The organism is Pseudomonas sp. W5-01, from assembly GCF_046540435.1.
Taxonomy (GTDB): Bacteria; Pseudomonadota; Gammaproteobacteria; order Pseudomonadales; family Pseudomonadaceae; genus Aquipseudomonas; species Aquipseudomonas graminis_B.
Map to the genome: position 1 here is coordinate 490,305 of NZ_JAXCIP010000003.1, position 25,897 is coordinate 516,201.

28 protein-coding genes are annotated in these 25,897 nt (G+C 60.7%); 13 read left to right on the top strand and 15 right to left on the bottom strand.

Annotated features, from left to right (window positions below; translation table 11 throughout):
- Nucleotide 1: 1 nt before the first annotated feature.
- Both SLW75_RS12215 and SLW75_RS12220 read left to right on the top strand, forming a co-directional pair.
- Nucleotides 2-298: a SelT/SelW/SelH family protein gene (locus tag SLW75_RS12215; RefSeq protein ID WP_065986919.1), complete on the top strand. Its 297-nt coding sequence runs from the start codon at nucleotides 2-4 to the stop codon at nucleotides 296-298.
- Nucleotides 299-418: 120 nt separating this feature from the next.
- Nucleotides 419-1,237 (top strand): UDP-2,3-diacylglucosamine diphosphatase, encoded by an 819-nt coding sequence (locus SLW75_RS12220; protein ID WP_410934553.1) that lies wholly within the window; start codon nucleotides 419-421, stop codon nucleotides 1,235-1,237.
- A gap of 64 nt (nucleotides 1,238-1,301) precedes the next feature.
- Here the strand turns inward: SLW75_RS12220 and SLW75_RS12225 are convergent, their stop codons facing one another.
- Nucleotides 1,302-1,613 (bottom strand): DUF962 domain-containing protein, encoded by a 312-nt coding sequence (locus SLW75_RS12225; protein WP_296306111.1) that lies wholly within the window; start codon nucleotides 1,611-1,613, stop codon nucleotides 1,302-1,304.
- A gap of 106 nt (nucleotides 1,614-1,719) precedes the next feature.
- Nucleotides 1,720-3,174 (bottom strand): TrkH family potassium uptake protein, encoded by a 1,455-nt coding sequence (locus SLW75_RS12230; protein WP_065986924.1) that lies wholly within the window; start codon nucleotides 3,172-3,174, stop codon nucleotides 1,720-1,722.
- A gap of 174 nt (nucleotides 3,175-3,348) precedes the next feature.
- Between SLW75_RS12230 and SLW75_RS12235 the strand changes: the two genes are divergently transcribed.
- Nucleotides 3,349-3,909, top strand: a complete 561-nt coding sequence (locus SLW75_RS12235; protein WP_410934554.1) for an NAD(P)H nitroreductase — start codon at nucleotides 3,349-3,351, stop codon at nucleotides 3,907-3,909.
- A gap of 149 nt (nucleotides 3,910-4,058) precedes the next feature.
- Here SLW75_RS12235 and SLW75_RS12240 read toward each other — a convergent pair whose 3' ends face one another.
- From SLW75_RS12240 to SLW75_RS12260, 5 genes are all read right to left on the bottom strand, one after another.
- Complete coding sequence (locus SLW75_RS12240; RefSeq protein ID WP_410934555.1) at nucleotides 4,059-5,399, bottom strand: sensor histidine kinase; 1,341 nt, start codon at nucleotides 5,397-5,399, stop codon at nucleotides 4,059-4,061.
- A gap of 93 nt (nucleotides 5,400-5,492) precedes the next feature.
- Nucleotides 5,493-5,936 carry a Spy/CpxP family protein refolding chaperone gene (locus SLW75_RS12245; RefSeq protein ID WP_065986932.1) on the bottom strand — a complete coding sequence of 148 codons (444 nt, stop codon included), beginning with the start codon at nucleotides 5,934-5,936 and terminating at the stop codon, nucleotides 5,493-5,495.
- Between the two features lie 276 nt (nucleotides 5,937-6,212).
- A complete protein-coding gene (locus SLW75_RS12250; RefSeq protein ID WP_065986934.1) occupies nucleotides 6,213-6,890 on the bottom strand; it encodes a response regulator transcription factor in 678 nt (225 codons plus the stop codon).
- 271 nt (nucleotides 6,891-7,161) lie between these two features.
- The gene (locus tag SLW75_RS12255) at nucleotides 7,162-7,461 is read right to left on the bottom strand and encodes a YciI family protein (RefSeq protein WP_410928085.1); all 300 of its coding nucleotides are present in this window, start codon (nucleotides 7,459-7,461) and stop codon (nucleotides 7,162-7,164) included.
- 1 nt (nucleotide 7,462) lies between these two features.
- A complete protein-coding gene (locus SLW75_RS12260) occupies nucleotides 7,463-8,071 on the bottom strand; it encodes a septation protein A (protein WP_065986938.1) in 609 nt (202 codons plus the stop codon).
- 65 nt (nucleotides 8,072-8,136) lie between these two features.
- Between SLW75_RS12260 and SLW75_RS12265 the strand changes: the two genes are divergently transcribed.
- The 6 genes from SLW75_RS12265 (at nucleotide 8,137) to rluB (ending at nucleotide 12,995) form a co-directional block, all read left to right on the top strand.
- Nucleotides 8,137-8,997, top strand: a complete 861-nt coding sequence (locus SLW75_RS12265) for a PHP domain-containing protein (protein WP_410934556.1) — start codon at nucleotides 8,137-8,139, stop codon at nucleotides 8,995-8,997.
- Nucleotides 8,998-9,010: 13 nt separating this feature from the next.
- On the top strand, nucleotides 9,011-9,643 hold the full coding sequence (locus tag SLW75_RS12270; RefSeq protein ID WP_108121457.1) for an L-threonylcarbamoyladenylate synthase: 633 nt from the start codon (nucleotides 9,011-9,013) through the stop codon (nucleotides 9,641-9,643).
- A 140-nt stretch (nucleotides 9,644-9,783) separates the two neighbouring features.
- Complete coding sequence (locus SLW75_RS12275) at nucleotides 9,784-10,482, top strand: segregation and condensation protein A (RefSeq protein ID WP_163022142.1); 699 nt, start codon at nucleotides 9,784-9,786, stop codon at nucleotides 10,480-10,482.
- A 17-nt stretch (nucleotides 10,483-10,499) separates the two neighbouring features.
- Complete coding sequence (scpB, locus tag SLW75_RS12280) at nucleotides 10,500-11,291, top strand: SMC-Scp complex subunit ScpB (RefSeq protein ID WP_410934557.1); 792 nt, start codon at nucleotides 10,500-10,502, stop codon at nucleotides 11,289-11,291.
- A 54-nt stretch (nucleotides 11,292-11,345) separates the two neighbouring features.
- Nucleotides 11,346-11,540: a DUF1289 domain-containing protein gene (locus SLW75_RS12285; protein ID WP_065986946.1), complete on the top strand. Its 195-nt coding sequence runs from the start codon at nucleotides 11,346-11,348 to the stop codon at nucleotides 11,538-11,540.
- 207 nt (nucleotides 11,541-11,747) lie between these two features.
- Nucleotides 11,748-12,995, top strand: coding sequence for a 23S rRNA pseudouridine(2605) synthase RluB (gene rluB, locus SLW75_RS12290; protein ID WP_410934558.1), 1,248 nt, complete (start codon nucleotides 11,748-11,750; stop codon nucleotides 12,993-12,995).
- An 83-nt stretch (nucleotides 12,996-13,078) separates the two neighbouring features.
- On the opposite strand, the gene SLW75_RS12295 is transcribed toward rluB, so the two are convergent.
- Both SLW75_RS12295 and SLW75_RS12300 read right to left on the bottom strand, forming a co-directional pair.
- On the bottom strand, nucleotides 13,079-14,047 hold the full coding sequence (locus SLW75_RS12295) for a leucyl aminopeptidase (protein ID WP_410934559.1): 969 nt from the start codon (nucleotides 14,045-14,047) through the stop codon (nucleotides 13,079-13,081).
- A 70-nt stretch (nucleotides 14,048-14,117) separates the two neighbouring features.
- A complete protein-coding gene (locus tag SLW75_RS12300; protein ID WP_410934560.1) occupies nucleotides 14,118-14,255 on the bottom strand; it encodes a hypothetical protein in 138 nt (45 codons plus the stop codon).
- A 518-nt stretch (nucleotides 14,256-14,773) separates the two neighbouring features.
- Here SLW75_RS12300 and SLW75_RS12305 point away from each other — a divergent pair.
- Together SLW75_RS12305 and arfB are read left to right on the top strand one after the other, a co-directional pair.
- Nucleotides 14,774-16,198 carry an amino acid permease gene (locus SLW75_RS12305; protein ID WP_410934561.1) on the top strand — a complete coding sequence of 475 codons (1,425 nt, stop codon included), beginning with the start codon at nucleotides 14,774-14,776 and terminating at the stop codon, nucleotides 16,196-16,198.
- A 52-nt stretch (nucleotides 16,199-16,250) separates the two neighbouring features.
- Complete coding sequence (gene arfB, locus SLW75_RS12310; protein ID WP_410934562.1) at nucleotides 16,251-16,664, top strand: alternative ribosome rescue aminoacyl-tRNA hydrolase ArfB; 414 nt, start codon at nucleotides 16,251-16,253, stop codon at nucleotides 16,662-16,664.
- 15 nt (nucleotides 16,665-16,679) lie between these two features.
- Here arfB and SLW75_RS12315 read toward each other — a convergent pair whose 3' ends face one another.
- From SLW75_RS12315 to phhA, 5 genes are all read right to left on the bottom strand, one after another.
- Complete coding sequence (locus SLW75_RS12315) at nucleotides 16,680-17,894, bottom strand: MFS transporter (protein WP_065986958.1); 1,215 nt, start codon at nucleotides 17,892-17,894, stop codon at nucleotides 16,680-16,682.
- Between the two features lie 263 nt (nucleotides 17,895-18,157).
- Entirely contained in the window at nucleotides 18,158-18,295 is a 138-nt protein-coding gene (locus SLW75_RS12320; RefSeq protein WP_166650518.1) for a hypothetical protein, read from the bottom strand.
- 180 nt (nucleotides 18,296-18,475) lie between these two features.
- A complete protein-coding gene (locus tag SLW75_RS12325; RefSeq protein WP_410934563.1) occupies nucleotides 18,476-19,672 on the bottom strand; it encodes an amino acid aminotransferase in 1,197 nt (398 codons plus the stop codon).
- Nucleotide 19,673: 1 nt separating this feature from the next.
- Entirely contained in the window at nucleotides 19,674-20,030 is a 357-nt protein-coding gene (locus SLW75_RS12330; protein WP_410934564.1) for a 4a-hydroxytetrahydrobiopterin dehydratase, read from the bottom strand.
- Nucleotides 20,031-20,082: 52 nt separating this feature from the next.
- Nucleotides 20,083-20,871, bottom strand: a complete 789-nt coding sequence (gene phhA / locus SLW75_RS12335) for a phenylalanine 4-monooxygenase (RefSeq protein WP_410934565.1) — start codon at nucleotides 20,869-20,871, stop codon at nucleotides 20,083-20,085.
- A gap of 272 nt (nucleotides 20,872-21,143) precedes the next feature.
- Between phhA and SLW75_RS12340 the strand changes: the two genes are divergently transcribed.
- Entirely contained in the window at nucleotides 21,144-22,697 is a 1,554-nt protein-coding gene (locus SLW75_RS12340) for a sigma-54-dependent transcriptional regulator (RefSeq protein WP_065986966.1), read from the top strand.
- Between the two features lie 164 nt (nucleotides 22,698-22,861).
- Here SLW75_RS12340 and SLW75_RS12345 read toward each other — a convergent pair whose 3' ends face one another.
- On the bottom strand, nucleotides 22,862-23,128 hold the full coding sequence (locus tag SLW75_RS12345) for a DUF2790 domain-containing protein (RefSeq protein WP_065986968.1): 267 nt from the start codon (nucleotides 23,126-23,128) through the stop codon (nucleotides 22,862-22,864).
- A gap of 446 nt (nucleotides 23,129-23,574) precedes the next feature.
- On the opposite strand from SLW75_RS12345, the gene acs reads away from it, so the two are divergent.
- Complete coding sequence (gene acs / locus SLW75_RS12350) at nucleotides 23,575-25,530, top strand: acetate--CoA ligase (RefSeq protein ID WP_065986974.1); 1,956 nt, start codon at nucleotides 23,575-23,577, stop codon at nucleotides 25,528-25,530.
- The last annotated feature ends 367 nt before the right edge of the window (nucleotides 25,531-25,897 follow it).

The following is a 25,897-nucleotide window of genomic DNA, read 5'->3' on the forward strand; positions in this document are numbered from 1 at the left end:
GATGTCTGCCAAGCCTGAAATCACCATCACCTACTGCACACAGTGCCAATGGCTGTTGCGCGCCGCCTGGCTGGCTCAGGAATTGTTGAGCACCTTCACCGATGATCTCGGCAAAGTGTCGTTGATCCCTGGCACCGGCGGTGTATTTCGCATCACCTGCGACGACGTGCAGATCTGGGAGCGCAAGGCCGACGGCGGGTTTCCCGAGGCCAAGGTGCTCAAGCAGCGCGTGCGTGATCAGATCGATCCGGCCCGGGACCTGGGGCACAACGATCGTCACGCCGGCCTGGATACCTGAGCGCGCATCGGGTCTGGGAAAGTGTTAATCGATATGTCGTGTCATCAAAGCTAAACACCGCCGTCATGTTCATATCACCGACCACGTCCACGCTTGGGAAAACCAAAGTGGAGGTGGTCCATGAGCATTGCCGAGAGCGTGAAACCCAGTCGTAAACAACGTGTCCGGACCTTGTGGATCTCTGACGTGCATCTGGGAACCCGCGACTGCCAGGCCGAACACCTCTCCGGATTTCTCAAGCAATACCACGCCGACAAGGTGTACCTGGTGGGCGACATCATCGACGGCTGGAAGATGCGCGGCGGCATGTACTGGCCGCAAGCCCACACCAACGTCATCCGCCGTCTGCTGACCATGAGCAAGCGCGGCACCGAAGTCATTTACGTCACCGGCAACCACGACGAATTCCTGCGCCGCTATTCAAAACTCATTCTAGGCAACATCCAACTGGTCGATGAAGCCGTGCATCTGACCGCCGATGGTCGTCGTCTGCTGGTGATCCACGGTGACCAGTTCGACGTCATTACGCGCTACCACCGCTGGCTGGCGTTTCTTGGCGATTCGGCCTACGAATTCACCCTGACCCTCAACCGCTGGCTCAACCACTGGCGCGCCAAGTACGGCTACGGCTATTGGTCGCTGTCGGCGTACCTGAAGCACAAGGTCAAGACTGCGGTGAATTTCATCAGCGATTTCGAGGAAGCCATCGCCCATGAGTGCGTCAAGCGCGGTCTGGACGGGGTGGTGTGCGGGCACATTCACCATGCCGAAATCCGTCAGGTGGGCGGCGTGGAATACCTCAACTGCGGCGACTGGGTTGAGTCCTGCACGGCGTTGATCGAGCACTGGGATGGCACGATCGAGCTGTTCCGGTTGGCCGATGCCCACGTCAAAGCCAAAAGCCCGGAAGCAGCGCAGCCCGTGGGCGAGACGGTCTGAGCAGGCAGCTTTTACTCAAACAGTGGGGCAGCAAGGCGTCATGCGCGACGCCGACGAGTGCCGGTCAAAACGGTACTTTGCCCCTGAGCATGTCTCTGTACATGACGAAATCACCGAGCAGGCTGTAGAACGGATGCTTGAACGTGGCCGGACGGTTCTTCTCGAAAAAGAAGTGGCCGATCCAGGCGAAGGTGTAGCCCGCCAAGGGCAGTACCCACAACAATGTCCAGTGAGCGCTGAGCACGGCGAATGCCAGAATCAGGATGACCAGACTCGTGCCGATGAAATGCAAGCGTCGGCACGTGCTGTCCCGATGTTCGTGCAGATAATACGGATAGAAGTCTTCGAATCGGTCGAAACGCTTCACTGTTTCCACAAGGCTATGCTCCGGGCAGGGTATTGGTTGAGCTTAGTCGAGCCCCCACTGCCCGCCGCGACATTTCTCGGGGCTACGCAGCTGACGTTGCCCGGCCCGCAGTGTTCTAGTGCCGCCAGAACGCCGGTATGCACAGCACCAGGACCGTGATGATTTCCAGCCGACCGAGCAGCATGCCCAGTGACAGAATCCACTTGGCGGCATCCGGCAGCGTCGAGAAATTACCGGCCGGCCCGATGGTTTCACCGAGCCCCGGCCCCACCCCTGACACGGTGCTGGCGGCGCCCGTCAGCGCAGTCATCCAGTCCAGCCCCAGCAGCGACAGCATCAGCGCGATCAGGCAGATGGTGAAGGTGAAGAAAAACGAGAAGGTCAGAATCGAACGCACGATCTCGTCGTCCAGCCGGTGACCGTTGTACTTCTGCTTGATCACCGCGCGCGGGTGGATCAGCTGGTGCAGGTTGGCGCGCAGCAGGATGTAGGCGACCTGAAAGCGGAAGATCTTCACGCCGCCCGCCGTTGACCCTGAGCATCCCCCGATGAACCCCAGGTAGAAAAACAGCATCAGCGCGAAGTTGCCCCACAGGCTGTAGTCCCCCAGGGCGAAACCAGTGGTCGTCACCACCGAGGTCACGTTCAGTGCGACATGGCGCAACGCGTCGTACCACGGCAGATCGGTCGTCGCCCAGTACCAGGCGGTCATCACCAGCCACATCACCAGCAGCAGGACGAGAAAACCCTGCACCTGTTGATCCTTGAGCAGCGCCCCGCGATTGCCCCGCAGCGTCGCCACATAGAGGGTGAACGGCAGGGCGCCGAGGATCATCACCACGATGGCCACCCAATGCACGGCGGGCTGCGGCCATTTCGCCAGTGACTGATCCGAGGTGGAGAACCCTCCGGTCGATATCGCCGACATCGCGTGATTGATGGCGTCGAACAGGCTCATGCCCGCCCACCAGAACGCCAGCGTGCCCAGCACGGTGATGCCGAGGTAAACAAGCACGATGAATTTGGCGACCATGTGCGAACGCGGCATGACTTTTTCGGAACGGTCCGACGACTCGGTCTGAAACAGGCGCATACCGCCGATGCGCAGCAGCGGGAGAATCGCCACGGCCATGCCGATGAAGCCGATGCCGCCGAGCCAGTGCAGCAGCGATCGCCAGATCAGGATGCCGGGGGACATGGTGTCCAGGCCGCTGAGCACGGTGGAGCCCGTCGCGGTGATGCCGGACATGCTTTCGAAGAAGGAGTCGGTGTAGCTGATGTGTTGGGTGAGCAGAAACGGCAGCGCCGCGAAGATGCAGACGATGACCCAGCTGCTGACCGTCAGCAGGTACATGTCCCGGGGCCGCAGGTGCACGTGTTCAGGTCGGCCCTGGCCCACCAGCGCCAGCCCGGACACGAAGGTGATCAGGCTCGACCACAGAAACGACGGCATGTCGGCGGTGCGGTGAAAGATCATCAGGGTGATCATCGGCACGACCATGGCGATGGCCAGGGTAATCAGGAAGATGCCGATAATGAAACCGATGATGCGGAGAGTCGGCAACGCCATGCAGTCGCTCTGATCAGGTAGTGAGAGGGCGGCCATTCTACTCGCGAGCCCGTTGGTGTAAACCGAGGCATTTCCGAGAGTGTTGTAAGTAATTGCCCCGGTTAATCGTTATTGAAGTTCAAGACTGCACCGAGGGCACTACAATGGCCCGTCATTTTTCCTGGAGACGACTTAATGGAAGCGCTCGACGTATTGCTTAATCGCGTGTCCGTGCCCCGCTTGATCGAACCCGCCCCGGACGCCGAGCAACGCGAGATCCTCTTCGGCGCAGCCCTGCGCGCGCCTGACCATGGCGTCTTGCGGCCTTATCGATTTCTGACCATCGAAGGCGACGCACGCAACCGCATGGGCGAACTGCTGGCCCAGGCATTGATCGACAAAGGCGGCGATGTTGAGGCCAAAGCGCTGGACAAGGCCCGCAACGGACCGTTGCGCGCGCCCTTGGTGGTGGTGGTCATCGCCAAGTTGACTGACCACTTCAAAGTGCCGAAAAAGGAACAAGTGATCACCGCAGGGTGCGCTGCCCACGGCATCCTCCTGGCCGCTTATGCGATCGGCATCGGCGCGGTCTGGCGCTCGGGGGATTTGTCCTACTCCCGCCACGTCGCCGAAGGGCTGGGTCTGACGGCCGAAGAAGAAGTCGTCGGCTTTCTGTACCTCGGCACGCCGCAAAATCCGCCGCGTGAACCCGCGAAGCCGGAGGTTGCTGGTTTTGTGAGCGCGTGGGAAGGGTAACAAACTGGTTTCATCCCGCTATAAGCGCCGGCCCCGATCTGTAGGACTGGCTTTAGCCGGGAAGGCATTAAGCGTTACACCGCAAAACTGAGGGTGTACAGACAGGCCTCTTCCCGGCTGAAGCCGGTCCTACCAACCCCCGCATCCACTCAGCGGGACTGCATAGCGGTTAACTCGCGCGGCACGACGATGCTGGCCACGAATCCGCCCTGCGGGTGATTGCCCAGCACCAGCGTTCCGCCGTGCTTCTCGGCGGCGCGTTTGGCAATGGCCAGGCCGAGCCCGTAGCCCGGCGCTGTCTGGTTGGGCGCGCGATAGAACGGCTCGCCCAACTGCGCCAGATGCTCCGGATTGGCACCGGGGCCATGGTCCCGCACGCTGAGCCGCCATTCATCCCCCTCAAGTGTTGCGCTCAACTCGATCGGCTGACCCGCCGGATTGAAGCGCAGCGCGTTGCGCAGCAGGTTATCCAGCGCCCGTTCCAGCACGCTTGGCCAGCCCTGCAACTGCACCCCTGGCTGCACCGACACCGAAACCGTCTGCTCGCCGCCGCCCATCTCCGTCTCGGCCTGCAGATGATGCAAAAGCCCCGACACATCCACCGCCGTGGCGCTGCCCATGTCGGCGTCCAGTCGTGCCAGCGCCAGAATTTCGCTGATCAACTCTTCCAGCCGGTCGCACTCACGGGTCAGGCGCGGCCACAGCTTGTCGCGCTCCACCGGTTCTGCGCGTTCGGCCAGGGCCAGGGCAATCCGCAGCCGGGCCAGGGGAGAGCGCAGTTCATGGGAAACGTCGCGAAGCAGCTGGCGCTGGCTGCTGATCTGACTTTGCAGGCGGGCACCCATGCGGTTGAAGTCGTTCGCCAGCACGCCAAATTCATCACGGCGGTTGGCCAGTCGCGCCAGGCTGTTTTGCTGGTAGGTGGTCTGGCCGAGGTCATGCACCGCGCCGCGCAGACGGCTTAGCGGGCGGGTGATCGACAGCGTCACCATCAGGCTGAACAACGTCAGCACCACCAGCGCGATCCCCAGCGCGCTCAGCGGCCAGACCAGACTGTCGCGGTGCCACGCGTCCAGCTCCGGATGTGGGATCCGGTAAATCAGCAGGTAGGTTTCACCGGTTTTTTCACTGGTGTATTCGGAGGTCAGTCGCCGCCACGGCAGTGGTCGTGTGTCGTCATTCTGCCGCTCTTCAAAAGCCGCCGCGCGGGGCGGGAAGGTGCCGGGAATCACCGCTTCGCCGCTGTCGTTGAGCACCTGAACGTCGATGTGGTATTTGCGCTTGAGGTCTTGCAGATAATCCTGGGCGGATTTCTCGCCTTTGTCCTCGTACAACTCGACCCACTTCTGCGGCAAGTTGTGCAGGCCGGGATGACGGCTGAGAATCCAGGCGTCCTGATTGAGGACATGGCCCATCAGGATCGACAGGCCCGCTACCAACGCGATCGCAAGCCAGAAGCTCGCCAGGATTCTCCAGAACAATGAACGCACGTGCTGCCCTCGACCCGGTGTGTCAAAAAGAAAACCCGACACGCCGGGAAGCGTGTCGGGTTGGGGGAAGTGTAATGCCGCGCCAGCAGGCAGTTACTGGGTTTTTTGCGCTTTCTGCGCTTTCCACGCTTCGAACTCGGCGCGATCCGCACGGCGCTGGGCTTCATCCTTCTGGATCTGGTCGAAGGTCTTCTGTTGCTCTGGCGTCAGCAGGGCGCGGATGCCGGACTGGGTTTTGGCCCGGGCAGCTTCCTGTTCATCCATCATCGCCTTCTGGTCGGCGGGCGACAGCTTGGCCAGGTACTTCTGGGTGATCTCGGAGCGGCCGCGCCACTGATCGCCCATCATCTGGTCGACTTGCTGACGTTGTTCCGGGGTCAGGTTGAGTCTTTCCATCGGGCCGTGGCGATGATGCATGCCAGGTCCTTCAAAGCCAGGACCGCCAGGGCCACCCATAGGGCCAGCTTCTGGAGGCATGGCCATTGCAACGGTAGGCAGGGCTGCGGCGAACATCAAAGCCATCAAAGTCTTGCGCATGGTGAATCTCCTTGTCTCGATTTCGGCTCTGTGCCGGTTGAGGCCAGTTTAGGGAGATCAAGGTCAAGCGAGGTCAGGCGTCGGTAAAGCTTGGGTAAAGGCGGTGCGTTCCGATGTTTACGTAAGGGGCAATTGCCGAGTGCGCGCCCAGCTGTAAGCGGCAAGCCACAAGCTTCAAGCCAAAAAGCAGTCCGGCGTCGCTGCCGATGCTGTTGCTTGTGCTGTCGCTGTTGCTTGCAGCTTGCAGCTTGCAGCTTGCCGCTCCCAACTGCCTCGTCAGAGGCTGTAATAATACCCGCGGCTGCGCAGGGCAACGATGCGCGGGCGGCCGTCGGCGTGGGGGCCGATCTTCTTGCGCAGGTTGCTGACGTGCATATCAAGGCTGCGGTCGTAGAGCGTCAGTTTGCGGCCCAGGGCCAGTTGCGCCAGCTCCTGCTTTTCCAGCGGTTCACCGGGCTGGCCGAGCAAGGCCTCAAGCAGACGCGCTTCGGAGACCGTCAGGGTGAATTCCTGCTCGTCAATCGTGACCACGCCCCGTGCGGGACTGAAGCACAGATCGCCCAGTTCGATTTGCGACGATACCGCCGTCGGATGGCTACGGCGCAGCACCGCGCGTAGACGCGCTGTCAGTTCGCGAGGATCGCAGGGCTTGGCCAGATAATCATCGGCGCCCAGCTCCAGACCCAGAATGCGGTCCAGCGGTTCGCCGCGCGCCGAGAGCATCAGCACGGGAAGGTCGGGGTGATCGGTGCGCAATTGTTTGAGCACTTCCAGACCGCTGCCGTCGGGGAGCATCACGTCCAGCACCACCGCAGCGGGTGCGGATTCGGCAAGCGCTTTGCGCGCGCTCTGGCCATCGTGGCAGGCACGCACAGCGAACCCTTCCTGACTCAACCAACTGCTCAGGAGCTCACACAGCTCCTGGTCATCATCAATAAGTAACAGCTCGCTCATGACTCACTCATTTAGCCATTGCCGACGACATCGACGCCGGCCGCTGGCAAAGATACCGCACTGGAGGGCCACCCTGGCTGCGTGACCCCTCGTGACAAACCATTATTGTTCGGTCAATACCCACAAGGCATGACCGCCCGTGCCTCTTTGAGCCGCAGTCAAAGCCTTTGGTTCTAGCAACTTATCGGCAGGGCAGTGCGTAGGGTGAACTTCAGAAGGCGGGTGAAGGCGGTCCGGCCCGGTGTACAGAGCCGGGCGCCTGACAGACGTTTCAGGGCAGGACTTGCTTGAACGGTTTGACGATCACGTCAGCGTAGACACCCGCTGCCACATAGGGATCCGCCTCAGCCCAGGCCTGGGCGTCCTTGAGGGACTCGAATTCGGCGACGATCAAGCTGCCGGTAAACCCTGCAGTGCCCGGGTCGATGCTGTCTACCGCAGGCATCGGGCCGGCGAGGACGATGCGCCCTTCGGCCTTCATTGCGTTCAGACGCTCCAGATGCGCAGGGCGTGCGGCCAGGCGTTTTTCCAGCGAGTTGGCGACGTCGGTTGCCACGATTGCGTAGAGCATGTCAGTCCTCTCTTTTTTTGTTTGTAGGCTGGGTTGACGGATCGGCGTCATGGATGTGGCGAGCCAGGTAGATGCCCTGGCCGACCAGGAACAGCAGGGTCATGCCCAGGCTGCCGAACACCTTGAAGTCGACCCAGAACTCTTGATAGGTAAACGCCACATAGAGATTGGCCGCGCCGCAGAACAGGAAGAACACGATCCAGGCGATGTTCAGTTTGGTCCAGACCGCCTGCGGCAGGGTCAGCGCGTGGCCCATGATGCGTTGAATCAACAGACGATCGCCGATGAAGTGACTGCCGGCGAAGATCAGCGCGAAGACCCAGTTCACCACCGGGGCTTTCCACTTGAGGAAGGTTTCGCTGTGGAACGCCAGGGTCAGGCTGCCGAACACGAGGCAGGCAATCAGCGTCAGCCACTGACTTTTTTCCAGTTTGCCCTGACGGACATAGAGGACGCCGTAAACCACGAGGGAACTGGCGATCAGCATCGCGGTGGCGCTGTAAATCCCGCCTACCATGAAGCTGTGGCCAAGGACATCGACGGCTTGCGGGCTGATTTTGTAAACGATGAAGAACAGGATGAGCGGGATGAAGTCGATGAATTGTTTCACAGTAAGAGCCAGAAGCTGGATGTGACGGCATAATAACAAACATCAATGACTGCGAAAGCGCCCCTATGAACGTCGATCTGCACTGCCACAGCACCGCTTCCGATGGCGCCCTTGCGCCCGCGGTACTTGTCGCGCGTGCCCACGAGCACGGCGTGAAAGTCCTCGCACTCACCGACCACGACACCCTCGAAGGCCTCGCCGAGGCCCGTGCTGCGGCGCTTGCGCTGGGTATGCAGCTGATCGACGGCATCGAATTGTCCTGCACCTGGGGCGGTGCCACCATCCATGTGCTGGGCTATGGGTTCGATGTGGACGCCCCGCAATTGCGTAAGGCGATCGAGCAATTGCACACCGGCCGCTGGTTGCGGGCCGAAGAAATAAGCCGCAAGTTGGCGATGAAAGGTATGCCCGGCGCGCTCGAAGGTGCGCGTGCGGTGCAGCAGGCGCTGGGCGACAGCGGTAATGCGCCGGCCCGGCCGCACTTTGCCGACTTTCTGGTCAACCAGGGGTTCGTCAAGGACCGCGCCGAAGCGTTCCGCAAATGGCTCGGTGCGGGCAAGCTGGGCGACGTCAAGCAACACTGGCCGACCCTTGAGCAAACGGTGGCGACCCTGCGCGCCGCCGGTGCGTGGGTCAGCCTCGCGCACCCTTCGCATTACGATTTCACCCGCAGCAAGCGTCGCAAGCTGGTCGCCGACTTCATTCAGGCCGGCGGCCACGCCATAGAAGTGGTCAACGGCCTGCAGCCTGCCGATCAGGTCGGCAGTCTGGCGATTCTGGCCCGTGAGTTCGGTCTGCTGGTCAGTGCCGGCAGTGATTTTCATGCCCCAGGCGCATGGTCTGAAATCGGCGTTTATCGCCCATTGCCCGAAGACCTGCCGCCCCTTTGGTGTCGGTTCAAACATGACCAGCCTACTGCCGTCTGAACAGGAAATTACCGTGAGTCAATTTTTCCAGGTCCACCCGGAAAACCCGCAAGCGCGCCTGATCAAGCAGGCCGTGGAAATCATCCGGGCGGGCGGTCTGGTGGTTTATCCCACCGATTCGTCCTACGCATTGGGTTGCCAGATGGGCGACAAGACGGCCGTCGAGCGCATCCGTCGCCTGCGTCAACTCGATGACAAACACAATTTCACGCTGATGTGCAGCGATCTGTCCCAGCTGGGATTGTTCGCCAAGGTCGACACGGCGGCGTTTCGTGTGCTCAAGGCGCACACGCCGGGGCCGTACACCTTCATTCTCGGCGCCACACGTGACGTACCGCGTCTGGTCCTGCACCCCAAGCGGCGCACCATTGGCCTGCGCGTGCCGGGTCATCCCATCGCGCAGGCGCTGTTGCAGGAACTGGGTGAGCCGCTGATGAGCGTCAGCCTGATCATGCCGGGCGAGACCATTCCGATGAGTGACCCTTACGAGATGCGCGGGATTCTCGAGCATCAGGTGGACCTGATCATCGACGCCGGCGAGGGCGGCATCTCGGCCTCGACCGTGGTCAACCTGACCGATGGCGAGCCCCAGGTGGTGCGTGTGGGTTGCGGCGATCCGACGCCGTTTGGGGTCGAAGTCGAGTGACCGAGGCGCAAACGCTGGAGGCTCAGACCGACGCTCACATCGACCCGCAGGCCAACGCCCAGCAAGAGCTGCCGTTTGCCATGGTCTACGGTCAGGCCGTCACACAGATGCCGGTCGACCTGTACATCCCGCCGGATGCGCTGGAAGTGTTCCTCGAAGCTTTCGAGGGCCCGCTGGACCTGCTGCTTTACCTGATTCGCAAACAGAACATCAATATCCTCGACATCCCCGTGGCGGAAATCACCCGCCAGTACATGGGCTATGTCGAGCTGATGAAAACCGTGCGCCTGGAGCTCGCCGCCGAATACCTGGTCATGGCGGCCATGCTTGCCGAGATCAAATCGCGGATGCTCCTGCCGCGCTCGGAAATGGCCGAGGAAGAAGAAGGCGATCCCCGCGCCGAACTGATCCGTCGCTTGCAGCAATACGAGCGGTTCAAGGCGGCGGCAGAAGGCATTGACCAGCTGTCCCGCGTGGGCCGCGATGTACTGGTGCCCCGGCTGGAGGCGCCCGAAGCGCGGGTGCGCAAGTTGTTGCCGGACGTCGCCCTCGAAGAGCTGTTGATGTCGATGGCCGACGTGCTGCGCCGTGGCGACATGTTCGAAAGTCACCAGGTCAGCCGCGAAGCACTGTCCACCCGCGAGCGCATGAGCGATGTGCTGGAGCGCTTGAAAGGCGCGGGTTTCGTGCCCTTCGCCGAGCTGTTCACGGCAGAAGAGGGGCGGCTGGGCGTGGTGGTGACGTTCATGGCGGTGCTGGAACTGGTCAAGGAGCAACTGGTGGAGCTGGTGCAAAACGAAGCCTTCGCCGTTATTCATGTGCGGGCGCGAGCCGAATAAAGAGCAAGAGCTGATCAATGAACCTGAATGAACCCCGCGATCTGGCGCCGTTGCTCGAAGCGTTTCTGCTCGCCTCCGGAAAACCGCAGTCCCTGGAGCGTCTCTACGAGCTCTTCGAAGAGGGCGAGCGGCCCGAACCGCCGGTGTTCAAAAAGGCGCTGACGTTGCTGGGCAAATCCTGCGACAACCGCGCCTTTGAGCTGAAAGAAGTCGCCACCGGCTATCGCTTGCAGATCCGCGAGAAGTTTGCGCCCTGGGTCGGGCGTCTGTGGGAAGAACGCCCGCAGCGTTATTCGCGCGCCCTCCTGGAAACCATGGCGCTGATCGCTTATCGCCAGCCGATCACCCGGGGCGAGATCGAGGACGTGCGTGGCGTCGCGGTCAACACCAACATCGTCAAGACCCTGATGGAGCGCGAATGGATCAGGATCGTCGGCCACCGCGACGTGCCCGGCAAACCCGCGATGTTCGCCACCACCAAAGCCTTTCTTGATCACTTCAACCTGAAAAACCTCGACGAACTGCCGCCACTGGCCGACCTGCGCGAGATGGAAACCGAGCCGGTGCTTGAATTCGACGACGCACCTGTGCCCGCGCACTTGCAGGCGTTGGCCGATGCCAGCCTGCCACTCGATGCTGACGCAGAGCCTGAGGCACCCCGGGATGAGACCAGTTTCCGCAGCTTGTTGGCCGAGCTGGATACTATGGAGCAGGGCCTGAAAATCGACTTCGACGATTTATTGCTCGATGAGGCCGATAAAGAGTCTGAATTGGAAGAACCGCCGCAGGACGATGAAGATCCGCGGTGACGAACGCTGTGGCAGGACGATGCGCAGCGCCCAATTCCTCATTCAGGCGAACCCATGAGCACCAAGAATCCCTGCATCAGCCTCTGCAAATTCGACGATGATATTTGCCTGGGCTGTGGTCGCAGCAAGCGCGAGATCAAATCCTGGAAGAAGATGGAGAAGGACGAAAAGCGTTCGGTGCTCGCCGAATCGGCGCTGCGGCTGATCAAGCTCAAGGGCGCCAGTCGGCGGAAAAAGAAGTCAGCCTGAATTTTTCATCTAGTCTCTGATGCGCAACGCGCGTCAGGCGCGTATGATTCGCGACCTTTTGGCGATCCACACGCGCCAGGGATTTCAGTTTTCCGCCCGTTCCGCTTCAGAGCTGTTCTGATCCGGAGCTGCTTTCGTCCAGAGAGCCGGGCCACAGGCCATGCCCACTCGCGCATGCCCTGATTCGACACACCGGGAGGTGCCCAGATGAGTGAACAAGACAAGCAAGACAAAGAGATCGGCCCAGCAGGCGAAAAACTGCAGAAGGTCCTGGCGCGCATCGGCGTCGGTTCCCGTCGCGACGTTGAAGCCTGGATTGGCGAAGGCCGCATCAAGGTCAACGGCGTTCAGGCCACTCTGGGTCAGCGCGTCGACCTGCACGACGCCATCACGGTCGACGGTCGCGTGATCCGCCGCGAAGAAGCCGCCGAAACCGTTCGCCGCGTCGTCATGTACAACAAGCCGGACGGTGAAATCTGCACCCGTGACGACCCTGAAGGCCGTCCGACCGTATTTGATCGCCTGCCGCGCCCGAAAGAAGGCCGCTGGATCAACATCGGTCGTCTGGACATCAACACCACCGGGTTGCTGATGTTCACCACCGACGGTGAACTGGCCAACCGCCTGATGCACCCTTCGTTCGAAATGGACCGCGAGTACGCCGTGCGCGTCCGTGGCGAAGTCGACGACGACATGCTGGCGCGCCTGAAGGCTGGCGTGGTGCTGGAAGACGGTCCGGCGCGTTTCACCGACATTCAGCAGGCGCCGGGTGGCGAAGGCTTCAACCACTGGTACCACTGCGTGGTCATGGAAGGCCGCAACCGCGAAGTCCGTCGGTTGTGGGAATCCCAGGGTTTGGTGGTCAGCCGTCTGAAGCGCGTGCGTTTCGGTCCGGTGTTCCTCAACTCCGATCTGCCGATGGGTCGCTGGCGCGAAATGAGTCAGCAGGAAGTCGACATCCTCAGCGCCGAGGTCGGCCTGACGCCGGTCGCGATGCCGCAGATGACCGCCAAGACCAAAGACAAGCTGGAGCGTTTGCAGCGCCAGTCTTCCCGTCCGTTGGGCAAAGGCGAACGCGTGCGTCAGGTTCGTCCGGCCAAAGATGCAGTGTCTTCGGACCGTCCGGCCCGTGAGCCACGTCTGGCGGATGGCGAGCGCCCGGCGCGCAAGCCTGCGGAAAACGGTCGTCCGGCGCGCACCCCGCGTCCTGCCATCGGTGGTCGTGGCGACACTGCCCGTGGCGGCAATCCACGTGGCGACAGCGCGCGTAGCGAAAACGGTCGCGGCACGCGGGTCGCGGAGCGCCCGAGCGACATGAACAAGCGTCCCGCCAAGCCGAAGCCTTCGCGTCCCGGCATCGGTCTGGTGGACGACAAGGCCCCGTCCGGCAAACGCCGCGGCCCGCCAAGCGGCACCGGTCAGCGCCCGGGCTTTGGTCGTCGCAAGCCCGAGTAATGGCCTTGTGAAGCAGTAATCGCGGTCTGAAGTACAAAAAACGCCAGTCGAGAGACTGGCGTTTTTTTATGCGCGCTTGGGAGTCAGACGACGTAGGCAGTGCCGTCGAACACCACGCGCTTGTCCACGGCCAGTGAGCCGCTGTTGAAAATCAGGTCCATGTGGTGGCTGCCTTTGGCACCGCCACCCAGTCCCAGATGCAGTCCGCAATGGCGCTCTTCGAAACCCGCATTGCGCGCGTACAGCTGGCTGACACCTTCGTTGGTGCCGATCCCCAGTTCTTCGATGCGCCGGTTCGAGGGATTGGCGTCCAGGTATTTATTGAAGTCGTGCTCCAGCCCCGGCACGTCGGTGGCAATGCGGGTGATGGTGGAGTTCTCGATCCACAATTCCAGTGGCGACTCGATGATCCCGTACTTGCGCGCGAAGGGTATGGTGCTGAGAAAGGTGCCGAGGAACCGCACATGACCGTTGATGGATTCGCTGTGGGTGGCGATCTCACCGGGAGCCAGGTCGTAGTTACCGACGCCGTTGATGTTGGTCCACTTCTTCAATTCACGCAGCGGCGCCTCGAAGTACGAGCCGTGATCGTCGCTGAAGCTGAGGGTCTCGCCTTCGTTCATGGTATCGATCAACGCCGCATTCAACTGCGCGATGCGCTCGGGCTCAACGCTGAACGTGTCGTAGAAATAATCGCCGTAATCTTTGAACAGCAAAGACTTTTTCCACTGCGCCGACATCACCTCTTGCAGCTGACGAATGAACGGCGGTCCCTCGGCGCGGGGATTGGGCAGCGTTGAGGAATCGTAGAACAGGACGAAGAGATCGGAGTCGGTGATGGCCTCTGATAGCTCGCGGACCGGGGTAGTGTCCAGCGGCAATGTGCTGAACCGGAAGACATCCCGCGCCGTCGAGCTCTCGGCGATGCCCTCGATGAGACGGCGGTATTCCGCGGTGTGTGCCAGTAAGACGTGGGGGGTGTGAATGCCGGTGACGGCGGGATGGTGTTGCAGGTAGTAGAGGAAATGTTCGATTGCGCTGCTGTTATCCATAGTGCGCTCCGCATCCGGATGCTCGAAACAAGAGGGCGAACGCGTTAGCCACGTTCGCCCTTCAGCTGTTTTAGAACGGCCACATCGCGGTGCCAAACGGCACCACAGCGTCAGCCTGCATCATCTCCACAGCGGCATCATGAATCGGTGCTTCAAACCAATCGTCCAATTGCAGTTCTTCTTCCAGAGCCAGTTCAACTGTTTGCATAGGTGAATCTCCTGAGAATGACGTACTTGCCGAATGCAGCGAGGACGAAAGGCCTGAGCCCTGGGTCCTCGTCATGGAAGCACACTGACCTTCGTGGCCAGCAAGCACTGAAAAAACTAGTGCAATAGTCAGACTGTTGCAAAATAAAAATCGACCGGCAAATGCTGGCATTTCGCCGGACTTATTGAAACTTGCAGCGAAAACAACGTTATGGAGCTTTCGATTTCGGTGAATTATTTTTGCGACAGAATTGTGTCGGAGATTGGTATAGAACAGCTTCCCGGCTGAAGCCGGTCCTACAAAAGCACCGGTCGAATTAGGTGGGAGCGGCTTCAGCCGGGAATTCTTTCGCCGCCAAACGCCATGTGAGCGGTGTACAATGCGCGCCCGTTTTTTCTGTGATCCACCGGCGTATGGACGCCAACCCCTCGGGGTTACCCACTCCGTTTCCCTCCGCCGCGTCATGAGCGCGTCGGGTTCGATTCCGTCACAGACAAGCGCGCCAAGGTGGTTTGCCAATGAGTGAAAACATGTCCCATTCGGGTGACTTGAAGCGTGGTCTGAAGAACCGTCACATCCAGCTGATCGCCCTCGGTGGCGCGATCGGCACGGGGCTGTTCCTAGGCTCGGCAGGGGTGCTGAAGTCCGCAGGCCCGTCGATGATCCTTGGCTACGCCGTCTGCGGCTTCATTGCTTTCATGATCATGCGACAGCTCGGCGAGATGATTGTCGAAGAGCCGGTGGCCGGGTCGTTCAGCCATTTCGCCCACAATTACTGGGGTGGTTTTGCCGGCTTTCTGTCGGGCTGGAATTGCTGGGTCCTCTACATTCTGGTGGGCATGTCCGAACTGACCGCCGTCGGCAAATACATCCAGTACTGGTGGCCGGAAATCCCGGCGTGGGCATCGGCGGCGGTGTTCTTCGTGATGATCAACGTCATCAACCTGGCCAACGTGAAGGTCTTTGGCGAGGCAGAATTCTGGTTCGCGATCATCAAGGTGGTGGCGATCCTGGGAATGATTGCCCTGGGCAGTTATCTGCTGGTGAGCGGCGAGGGTGGCCCACAAGCATCGGTCAGCAACCTGTGGGATCGGGGCGGCTTCTTCCCCCATGGCGTGAGCGGGCTGGTCATGGCGCTGGCGTTCATCATGTTCTCGTTCGGCGGGCTGGAAATGCTTGGCTTCACCGCAGCCGAGGCGGACCAGCCGCGGACCATCATTCCCAAGGCGATCAATCAGGTCATTTATCGGATTCTGATTTTCTACATCGGCTCGCTGGTGGTGCTGCTGTCGCTGACGCCGTGGGACGCCTTGCTGATTGACCTCAACGCGTCCGGCGATGCCTACAGCGGCAGCCCGTTCGTGCATGTGTTCTCGATGCTGGGCAGCACGACGGCGGCGCATATTCTCAACTTCGTCGTGCTGACGGCGGCCTTGTCGGTCTACAACAGCGGCACCTATTGCAACGCGCGCATGCTGTTCGGCATGGCCGAGCAAGGCGATGCGCCGCAGTCACTGGCGCGGGTCGATGGCCGGGGTGTTCCGGTGCGAGCGATTCTGGTGTCGGCGGCGGTGACGCTGATCGCCGTGTTGCTCAACTACCTGATGCCGCAAAATGCCCTTGAGCTGCTGATGTCCCTGGTGGTCGCCACTCTGGTCATCAACTGGGCGATGATCAGCTATTCGCACCTCAAGTTCCGCCAGCACCTGACCCGGGTCGGCCAGCAGCCGCTGTTCAAGGCGCTGTGGTACCCGTACGGCAACTACGTCTGTCTGGCGTTTGTGGTGCTGATTCTGGTGATCATGCTGATGATCCCCGGTATCCGGATTTCGGTGTACGCGATCCCGATCTGGCTGGCGGCGATGTGGGTGTTTTACGTGATCAAGAACAAGCGTCGGGCCAACAGTGAGTCAATGGCCCAGCGGACGTCGATCATCAAATAAGGCGAGAGCCGCCGGTGACGTCGCGGCGGCTTCGACCAGGAACTGGATTGCCATGCTGATCATCTCCAACAACATCCATCTGCCGGACGGCGACGTCGAGCTGACCGCCATCCGTGCCCAGGGTGCGGGTGGTCAGAACGTCAACAAGGTGTCCAGCGCCATGCATCTGCGTTTCGACATCAACGCCTCGTCGCTGCCGCCGTTCTACAAGGAACGCCTGCTGGCGCTGCGTGACAGCCGCATCACCAGCGACGGCGTGCTGGTGATCAAGGCGCAGCAATACCGGACGCAGGAGCAGAACCGTGCCGATGCGCTGGAACGCCTGAGCGAGCTGATCATCAGTGCGGGGAAGGTGGAGAAGAAGCGCCGGCCGACCAAGCCGACCCTGGGCTCGAAGACCCGCCGGCTGGAATCGAAAACCAAGCGCGGGTCGATCAAGGCAGGGCGGGGTAAGGTGGATTTTTGAGTGTCGCTTGCGGGATCAGCTGGCGACCGGCTTGTCCCGCGTCCTTTTCGCGTGCTTGTAGAGATACACGCTTAGCCCGAGGCCGCTCAGTGACGCCAGCGCAGCAAACAGGAAGATCGACGCGAAGCCGAAACCAGCCGCCACGGCGCCCGCCACCGGCCCGGTAATCCCCAGCGACAGGTCAATGAACAGCGAATAAGCCCCCACCGCCGCACCGCGACTGGCCGGCGGCACCAGGTTCACCGCTTCGACGCCCAGCGCCGGAAACACCAGCGAGAAGCCGAAGCCGGTCAGCGCCGCACCGGCCAACGCCAGATTCGGGTTGGGCGCCAGCCACAGCAGCAGCAAGCCCAACGTCTCCACCGACAGGCAGGCAATCGCCACGCGGAAGCCGCCGATGCGATTGATCAGGTTGCCGAACAGCAGGCGTGCACCGATGAAGCAGGCGCCGAACAGGCTCAGGCACAACACCGCATTTGGCCAGGTGTGGCTGGCGTAATACAGCGTGATAAACGTTGCGATGGTGCCAAAGCCGATTGACCCCAGCGCCAGCCCGGTGCCGTGGGGCAGCACGCGGCCCAGCACGTGCAGGAAGGGCAAGCGCTCGCCATGCACCAGCGGCGCCGGGGTTTTCTTCCAGGCCAGGGAAATCCCCAGCGCCGCCAACAGCATGATGCTGACGCCCATGCTCCACAGCCCCAACGCATTGACCAACAACACCCCCACCGGCGCGCCGATGGCCAGGGCGCCGTAGCTGGCGATGCCGTTCCATGAAATCACTTTGGCCGTATTGGCAGCGCCGACGCGGCCGATGCCCCAGCCGATCGAGCCGGAGCCGACCAGGCTTTCAGCGCTGCCGAGCACCAGCCGCCCTACAAACAGGCTGATCAGGCTGATCATTGGCCAGGCGTCGAGCCAGTCGGCGAGGAGCATGAACACGCCGCTCAACCCGCAGCCGAACAGGCCGATGATTACCGCTTTTTTCGGGCCTCGGGTGTCGATGAATCGCCCGGCAAAGGGCCGGCTGAGGAGGGTCGCGAGGTATTGCACGCTGATCACCAGCCCGGCAGCGACCGCGCCGAAGCCAAGGTCGGTGTGCACATAACCTGGCAATACGGCCAGCGGGATACCGATGTTCAGGTAGCCGATGAAGGTGAAAAGGACGATGGAAACAACCTGCAGCGTGACAGCCATAGGACGTTGAGGGGCAGCGCTCGAAGCGTCTGGCATGGGCATAGATCCACGGTTACGACGGAAAAAGAATAGCGAGGGGGCAATCGGGTTGAAGCGTAGACGCTTGAATCCGCGCGAGGGCACATGATAGCGAGGCACGGCGGTTCATGGCAGTGGCGGATGGGTGGATCTGAGTTCGGGGTCAGGCAGGGGTGGAACCTGTCGCGAATGATTCAGCCCTTATGGAAATACACCTTGAAGACGCTCTTCCGTAGGGGCTGAAAATTTAGCGGCTGAAAAATCAGTGGCTAAACAGGCCTTCAGCGCGGGCTTTGGGCTTTGCTGCTGTCGTTGCGTTTACCGCTGGCTTTCATCTCGATCGGCTGACCGAGTTCCTGGCGGGCTGCTGCACTTTGCTGATTCTGGCTTGGGAAGGGGAAGTTCGGGATTTCATGCATATCGTCGCTCCTCACAAGTGTGTTGCGGCTGAATTGAACAGCGCGTCCGAGAACGCTCAGGGAGGATACAGCAGTACAAATGACAATCAGACTTTTAAATGCGGGCCGCTGGTCATGTAGTGAGGATGGGTTCCTGCAACATGCGCGCGGCCCTTTAAAAGCGTCGGCTCGATAAGCGCCTCAGTCCTTGCAAACCGCCGCAAAGGCCGCTGCCAGTTCATCCAGTCGCGTGGCGTCAATCCCCGCAACGTTGGCTCGACCCGCCGCCACCATGTACACGCTATGCTCGTTTCGCAAACGCGCGACCTGGTCGTCGTTCATGCCAGTGTAGGAAAACATGCCGCGCTGCACGCCAATGTGGGCGAAACGTTCACCCAGACCCAGCGGCGTGAGTGCTTCGACCAGCCCGACCCGAAGTTGCGCAATGCGGCTGCGCATCTCCTCAACCTCTCCAGCCCACAGGGCCTTCAATTCAGGATCGCCCAAAATTTCGGCCACCACGGCGGCGCCATGATCCGGCGGGTTCGACCACAGATTACGGGCCGTCGCCGACAGTTGACTGCGCACGTCCATCAGCTTCTCTGTGGTGTCAGCACAGACGAGCAAGGCGCCGGTGCGCTCGCGGTACAGACCGAAGTTTTTCGAGCAGGAACTGGTGATCAGCAGCTCAGGCAGCTCGCCGGCAAACAGGCGAACCGCCCAGGCGTCCTCCTCGAGACCGTCGCCAAAACCCTGGTAGGCGAAGTCGATCAGCGGCAGCAGGTTGCGTTGCTTGACGATTTCCAGCACCGCGTACCAGTCATCACGGGACAGGTCGAACCCGGTCGGGTTGTGACAGCACGCGTGCAGCAGGACAACGTCGCCCTCGGGAATGGTCTTCAACGTCTCCAGCATGGCCGGCACGTTGAGCTGATTGTCGCGGCCCACGTAGGGGTAGTGACTGACCTTCAGGCCCGCCGCCGCATAGATGGTTTCGTGAATCGGCCAGGTCGGATCGCTCAACCAGATGCCCTTGCCCGGCAGGCAATGGGCAATGAAGTCTGCGCTCAACCGCAGCGCGCCGGTACCGCCGGGTGTCTGGGTGGCGCCGACGCGTTTGCTGGCGATCAGCGGCGAATCGGCGCCCATGACCAGTTCACAGATCAGCGTGCCGAAACGCGGTTCGCCATGGCCGCCGATGTAACTCTTGGTGGGCTGCGAGTCGACCAGTCGCTGCTCGGCGATTTTCACCGCGCGAGGGATGGTGGTCAGGCCCTGCGCATCTTTATAGACGCCCACGCCCAGGTCGAACTTGTTCGGATTCGGGTCTTTGGCGTAGGCCTGAATCAGGCCCAGGATGGGATCGTCCGGTACGCGCTGAATCTGTGAGAAATGCATTTTACTTACGGCCCTCGGCGCTTTTGGCCACCTCGTCTGTGCGGGAGGCCATGATGAAATCGTTGCGGTGCAGCCCTTTGATGGAGTGGCTCCACCAGGTCACGGTCACTTTGCCCCATTCGGTCAGCAGACCCGGGTGGTGACCTTCGGCCTCGGCAATTTCGCCGACAGCGTTGGTAAACGCCAGCGCAAATTTGAAATTCTTGAACAGGAAGACTTTTTCCAGTTGCATGACGCTGTCACGCACTTCGATGTTCCAGTCCGGGATCTGCTTGAGCAAATCCGGCAGCTCGGCGTCAGTGACTTGCGGGGCGTCGGCGCGGCAGGCTTCGCACTGGGATTGGTTGAGAGCGGTCATTGAAAGATTCCTTGATCGGGTTCGGGCTGCTTTTTTCGGGGCGGCTGTTGTTTTAAGCGGCTTTATTTTTCGGTGGAAATTTCGGCGCGTGCAGCCCCAGTTCAGCCGCCGTGCGGGCCATGTCCATGATGTCCTCATGGGCAAGGTCAAACAGGCGCTTGAGGCCTGGCAGTACAAAATACACTGGCTGCAGAATGTCGATGCGATAGGGCGTGCGCATGGCTTCAATCGGGTCGAAGGGCTGATGTTCGGGGGTCGATGACACGCTGTAAACGGTTTCCTTGGGCGAAGAGAGGATGCCGCCGCCGTAGATCTTGCGCCCTTGTGGCGTGTCGACCAGGCCGAATTCGATGGTCATCCAGTAGAGGCGGGCAAGATACACGCGCTGCTCTTTGCTGGCTGCCAGACCGAGCTTGCCGTAGGTGTGGGTAAATTCTGCAAACCACGGGTTGGTCAGCAACGGGCAGTGTCCGAAAACCTCGTGAAAGATGTCGGGCTCTTGCAGGTAGTCGAGTTCTTCTTCGCTGCGAATGAACGTGGCGACCGGAAATCGCTTGCTCGCCAGCAACTCGAAGAAGGTTTGAAAAGGGATCAGCGCCGGCACGCGCTCGACTTGCCAACCCGTGGCTGCCCCCAGCACGCGGTTGATTTCGCGGAGCTGCGGAATACGGTCGTGGGGCAGGGCGAGCTGCTCGATGCCATCCAGATACTCCTGACACGCGCGGCCTTCGACCACCTTGAGCTGGCGGGTGATGAGGGTGTTCCAGATTCTGTGTTCGGCGTCGGAGTAATCAATAAAACCGGTGGCGTCCGGTTCGCGTGCGACGTACTGCGTACTCATGGGGCTCTCCTGATGGCTTTTTATTATATGGAGCAATGCGATATAGGGATGAACCTGATGGGCCTATTGATAGCTGATTTGGCGCTTCCGGACGCGGGGCTTTCGCTCGATTTGCCTGAAACGCTACGACAATTCGTAAAGAAAACGTGACGATCCCATGGATAGGCTCGTATGTAATTGCCACGCGGTCGCCTCCGTCCCTTGCGCTGTAACGTATTCTTGACGATAAACTTGAACGAACCCGAAATCGCTGCCACGTCCGCGAGCTCTCCATGCGTATCAAAGTCCATTGTCAGAACCGCGTTGGCATCCTGCGCGACATCCTTGAGCTGCTGGTGGCCTACGGCGTCAACGTCTCCGGTGGCGAAGTGGGAGGTGAGCATGGCGATGCCATCTATCTGCGTTGCCCGAACCTGATCAATCTGCAGTTCCAGGCGCTGGTGCCGAAATTCGAGACCATAGCCGGGGTATTCGGCGTCAAGCGTGTGGGATTAATGCCCAGCGAACGTCGGCATATGGAGCTCAATGCCTTGCTTGGCGCCCTTGAGTTTCCCGTGCTCTCCATAGACATGGGCGGCTCCATCGTTGCGGCGAATCGCGCTGCGGCGCAGTTGCTGGGCGTGCGGGTCGATGAGGTGCCGGGGATCCCGCTGTCCCGTTACGCCGAGGATTTCGACCTGCCGCAGCTGGTGCGCGCCAACCGCTCGCGCATCAATGGCCTGCGCGTGAAAGTAAAGGGCGACATTTTTCTCGCGGACATCGCGCCCCTGCAATCCGAGCACGAAGACAGCGAAGCCATGGCCGGCGCCGTGCTGACATTGCACCGCGCCGACCGGGTCGGCGAGCACATCTATAACGTGCGCAAGCAGGAGTTGCGCGGTTTCGACAGCATTTTTCAGAGTTCGAAGGTGATGGCGGCGGTGGTTCGGGAGGCCCGGCGCATGGCCCCGCTGGATGCGCCGTTGCTGATCGAAGGCGAAACCGGCACCGGCAAGGAATTGCTGGCGCGGGCTTGTCATCTCGCCAGCCCGCGCGGTCAGTCGCCGATGATGGCGCTCAACTGCGCGGGGTTTTCCGAGTCCATGGCCGAGACCGAGCTGTTCGGCTACGGCCCCGGTGCGTTTGAAGGTGCGCGCGCCGAAGGCAAGTTGGGGCTGCTCGAATTGACCTCGGGCGGCACGTTGTTTCTCGACGGCGTCGCGGAAATGAGCGCGCGGTTGCAGGCGAAACTGCTGCGCTATCTGCAGGAAGGTTGCTTTCGACGGGTAGGCAGCGACGAAGAGGTGTATCTCGATGTGCGCATCATCTGCGCGACGCAAGTGGACTTGTCCGAACTCTGCGCCCGGGGTGAATTCCGCCAGGACCTCTACCACCGGCTTAACGTGTTGTCCTTGCACATTCCGCCCCTGCGCGAGTGCATGGACGGTCTCGCGCCGCTGGTGGAGCATTTTCTCGATCAGGCCAGTCGGCAGATCGGCTGCACCTTGCCTCGGCTGGCGCCCGCGGCCATGGAACGCCTCAGCCAATACCACTGGCCCGGCAATGTCCGGCAGTTGGAGAACGTCCTGTTTCAGGCGGTTTCGTTGTGCGACGGCAAACGAGTGAACGCCGAACATATTCGCCTGCCGGATTACGGCGTGCGCCAACCCTTGGGCGACTTTTCTCTGGAAGGCGGATTGGAAGATATTGTCGGGCGATTCGAGAAAGCAGTACTTGAACAGTTATATGCAGCACACCCGAGCAGCCGGTTATTAGGCAAGCGACTGGGTATTTCCCATACAACGGTGGCCAATAAGTTGAAGCACTATGGAATAGGTCAACGTTGAACGATGTGCTGATTAACTACAGGGGAGTGATCGGAATGGCGGTCCACCTTGCCCGCGAGTGACTCAGACAGATAACAGCCAGATAAACGGATACACCGCATTACATGAGCAAGCACGCTTCTTTAAATAAGTCGCGCGCCCAACTCAACGAAACAGATGGCTGATCAGCCGTTGCTGCAACCGTTACCCATGACCTGATACTCAAGCACGTGGCGTTTGCCCTGCGAGTCTTCGTAAGTCATGTGCTGGGGGACGACCTGGCAGACGTCCGGCACGTCATCCACCGAAATGACCTTCGCGATATCCAGCTTGGTGGAGTAGGTGTACTCCTCGACACGCTGTTGCTGGGCGGCCACTTTCGCGCCGGATTCTTCTGCCATTGCCATGGCGCTGAAACCACAAAGAGCCATTACAACCAGTGCAGCTTTCATTACTCGTTTCCTCTAAGTTGCTTCATTCACACTGCGGCGCAGAAAGTGCGGTCGACAGGGTGCACAGAATCCTTGTGGGGCTCTGGGTGAAGCGAATGATGACCGGGTGGGTTAGTTGATCGATGTCCAGCGTGGGGGCTGTTGTTAATCAATCAGTTGCCGTGTTGGCGGAACGGATTCTATGCCCCTCTCCGGAATTCATATAGAAACCATTTTGATAAAGTCTATTGAGCAAATCGGCAACAATCGTCGTATGCAGGTTGTTCGCAGGCGCCCATGGATTCTTTGGTCGTAGCCGAGACATGAAGATTTGCCTGAAGCCGGGCACGTCACCTGCTTTCGGCGCTATGCTCGGGAGCGGTAAGACCATCGTCGAATGGCCTTTGCAGCCGTCGGCGGATACAACAGGGTCATAAAACAACAACATTTCCACCGAGGTAAGAAAGATGAGTGCGGCTTCCCTGTACCCCGTCCGCCCTGAAGTGGCAGCCAACACGCTGACTGACGAGGCGACCTACAAGGCGATGTACCAGCAGTCGGTGGTCAACCCCGATGGCTTCTGGCGCGAGCAAGCCCAGCGCCTTGACTGGATCAAGCCATTCACCACCGTCAAACAGACCTCCTTCGACGACCACCGCGTCGACATCAAGTGGTTCGCCGATGGCACCCTGAACGTTTCCTACAACTGCCTCGACCGCCATCTTGCCGAGCGCGGTGATTCAATTGCGATCATCTGGGAAGGCGACGATCCTTCCGAGAGCCGCAACATTACCTATCGGGAACTGCACGAAGAAGTCTGCAAGTTTGCCAACGCGCTGCGCGGGCAGGATGTCCACCGCGGCGACGTCGTCACTATCTATATGCCGATGATCCCGGAAGCCGTTGTGGCCATGCTGGCCTGCGCGCGTATCGGAGCGATTCACTCGGTAGTATTTGGTGGTTTCTCCCCGGAAGCACTGGCCGGTCGCATCATCGACTGCAAATCGAAGGTGGTGATCACCGCAGACGAAGGGCTGCGTGGCGGCAAGAAAACGCCCATGAAGGCCAACGTCGACCGTGCGCTGACCAACCCGGAAACGGCGAGCGTACAAAAGGTCATTGTGTGCAAGCGCACCGGCGGCGATATCGAGTGGAACCGTCATCGCGACATCTGGTACCACTCGCTGCTGGACGTGGCATCAAGCACCTGCGCGCCGAAAGAAATGGGCGCCGAAGAATCGCTGTTCATCCTTTACACCTCCGGCTCCACCGGCAAGCCGAAGGGCGTGTTGCACACCACAGCGGGCTATCTGCTGTACGCCGCGCTGACCCACGAGCGTGTGTTCGATTACCGTCCGGGCGAAGTGTACTGGTGCACCGCCGACGTCGGCTGGGTTACCGGCCACAGCTATATCGTCTACGGACCGCTGGCCAACGGCGCCACCACGCTGCTGTTCGAAGGCGTGCCGAACTACCCGGACATCACTCGCGTGTCGAAAATCGTCGACAAGCACAAGGTCAACATCCTCTACACCGCGCCGACCGCCATCCGCGCCATGATGGCCGAGGGCACCAAAGCCGTAGAAGGCGCCGACGGTTCGAGCCTGCGCCTGTTGGGTTCGGTTGGCGAGCCGATCAACCCGGAAGCCTGGAATTGGTACTACAACACCGTCGGCAACAAGAATTGCCCGATTGTGGACACCTGGTGGCAGACCGAGACCGGCGGCATCCTGATCAGCCCGTTGCCTGGCGCCATTGCCTTGAAGCCGGGTTCGGCGACCCGTCCGTTCTTCGGCGTGATCCCGGCGCTGGTGGATAACCTCGGCAACCTCATCGAAGGCGCGGCGGAAGGCAATCTGGTGATTCTCGACTCGTGGCCCGGTCAGTCGCGCAGCCTGTACGGCGATCACGACCGTTTCGTCGACACCTACTTCAAGACCTTCCGCGGTATGTATTTCACCGGTGACGGCGCCCGTCGTGACGAAGACGGTTACTACTGGATCACCGGCCGCGTCGACGACGTGCTCAACGTGTCCGGCCACCGCATGGGCACCGCCGAAATCGAGAGCGCGATGGTGGCTCACCCGAAAGTCGCCGAAGCGGCCGTGGTGGGCGTGCCTCACGATCTGAAGGGGCAGGGCATCTACGTTTACGTCACCCTCAATGGCGGTGAAGTGCCGGACGAGGCGCTGCGCATCGAGTTGCGTAACTGGGTGCGCAAGGAGATCGGTCCGATCGCCTCGCCGGATGTGATTCAGTGGGCGCCGGGCCTGCCGAAGACACGTTCCGGCAAGATCATGCGCCGTATCCTGCGCAAGATCGCCACTGGGGAGTACGACGCGCTGGGCGATATCTCTACGCTTGCCGACCCGAGTGTGGTGGCGCATCTGGTGGAGACGCACAAGACCATGACTGCGGCCTGACGGTCGTGTTTCAGGGGCGACAATCGCTAAGATCAAGAGCGTCTGCCTAAAGGCAGACGTTTCGCCTTCGGCGAGTTACTTGGAAAAGCACCCCAAGTAACCAAGGGTGCTTGCTCCTGGTTTGGTTCCTCCTTCGTCGGAATACCCTCACTCCGGTCTCGCTCCGTGGGCCCGCGCCGAATGGACATCCATGTCCTGACGGCGCTCTCGCCGCATCCATGCGGCTCGGCCCACTGCGCGAGACCTCCGTTCAGCCTGCACCCAAGTCGCGATTGGTGTCGTCTGGAACTCTTGTGTTCGAAGATCAAGATCAACAGCTTCCCGGCTGAAGCCGGTCCTACTGACACCGCGCGCAGTCAGTGGGACC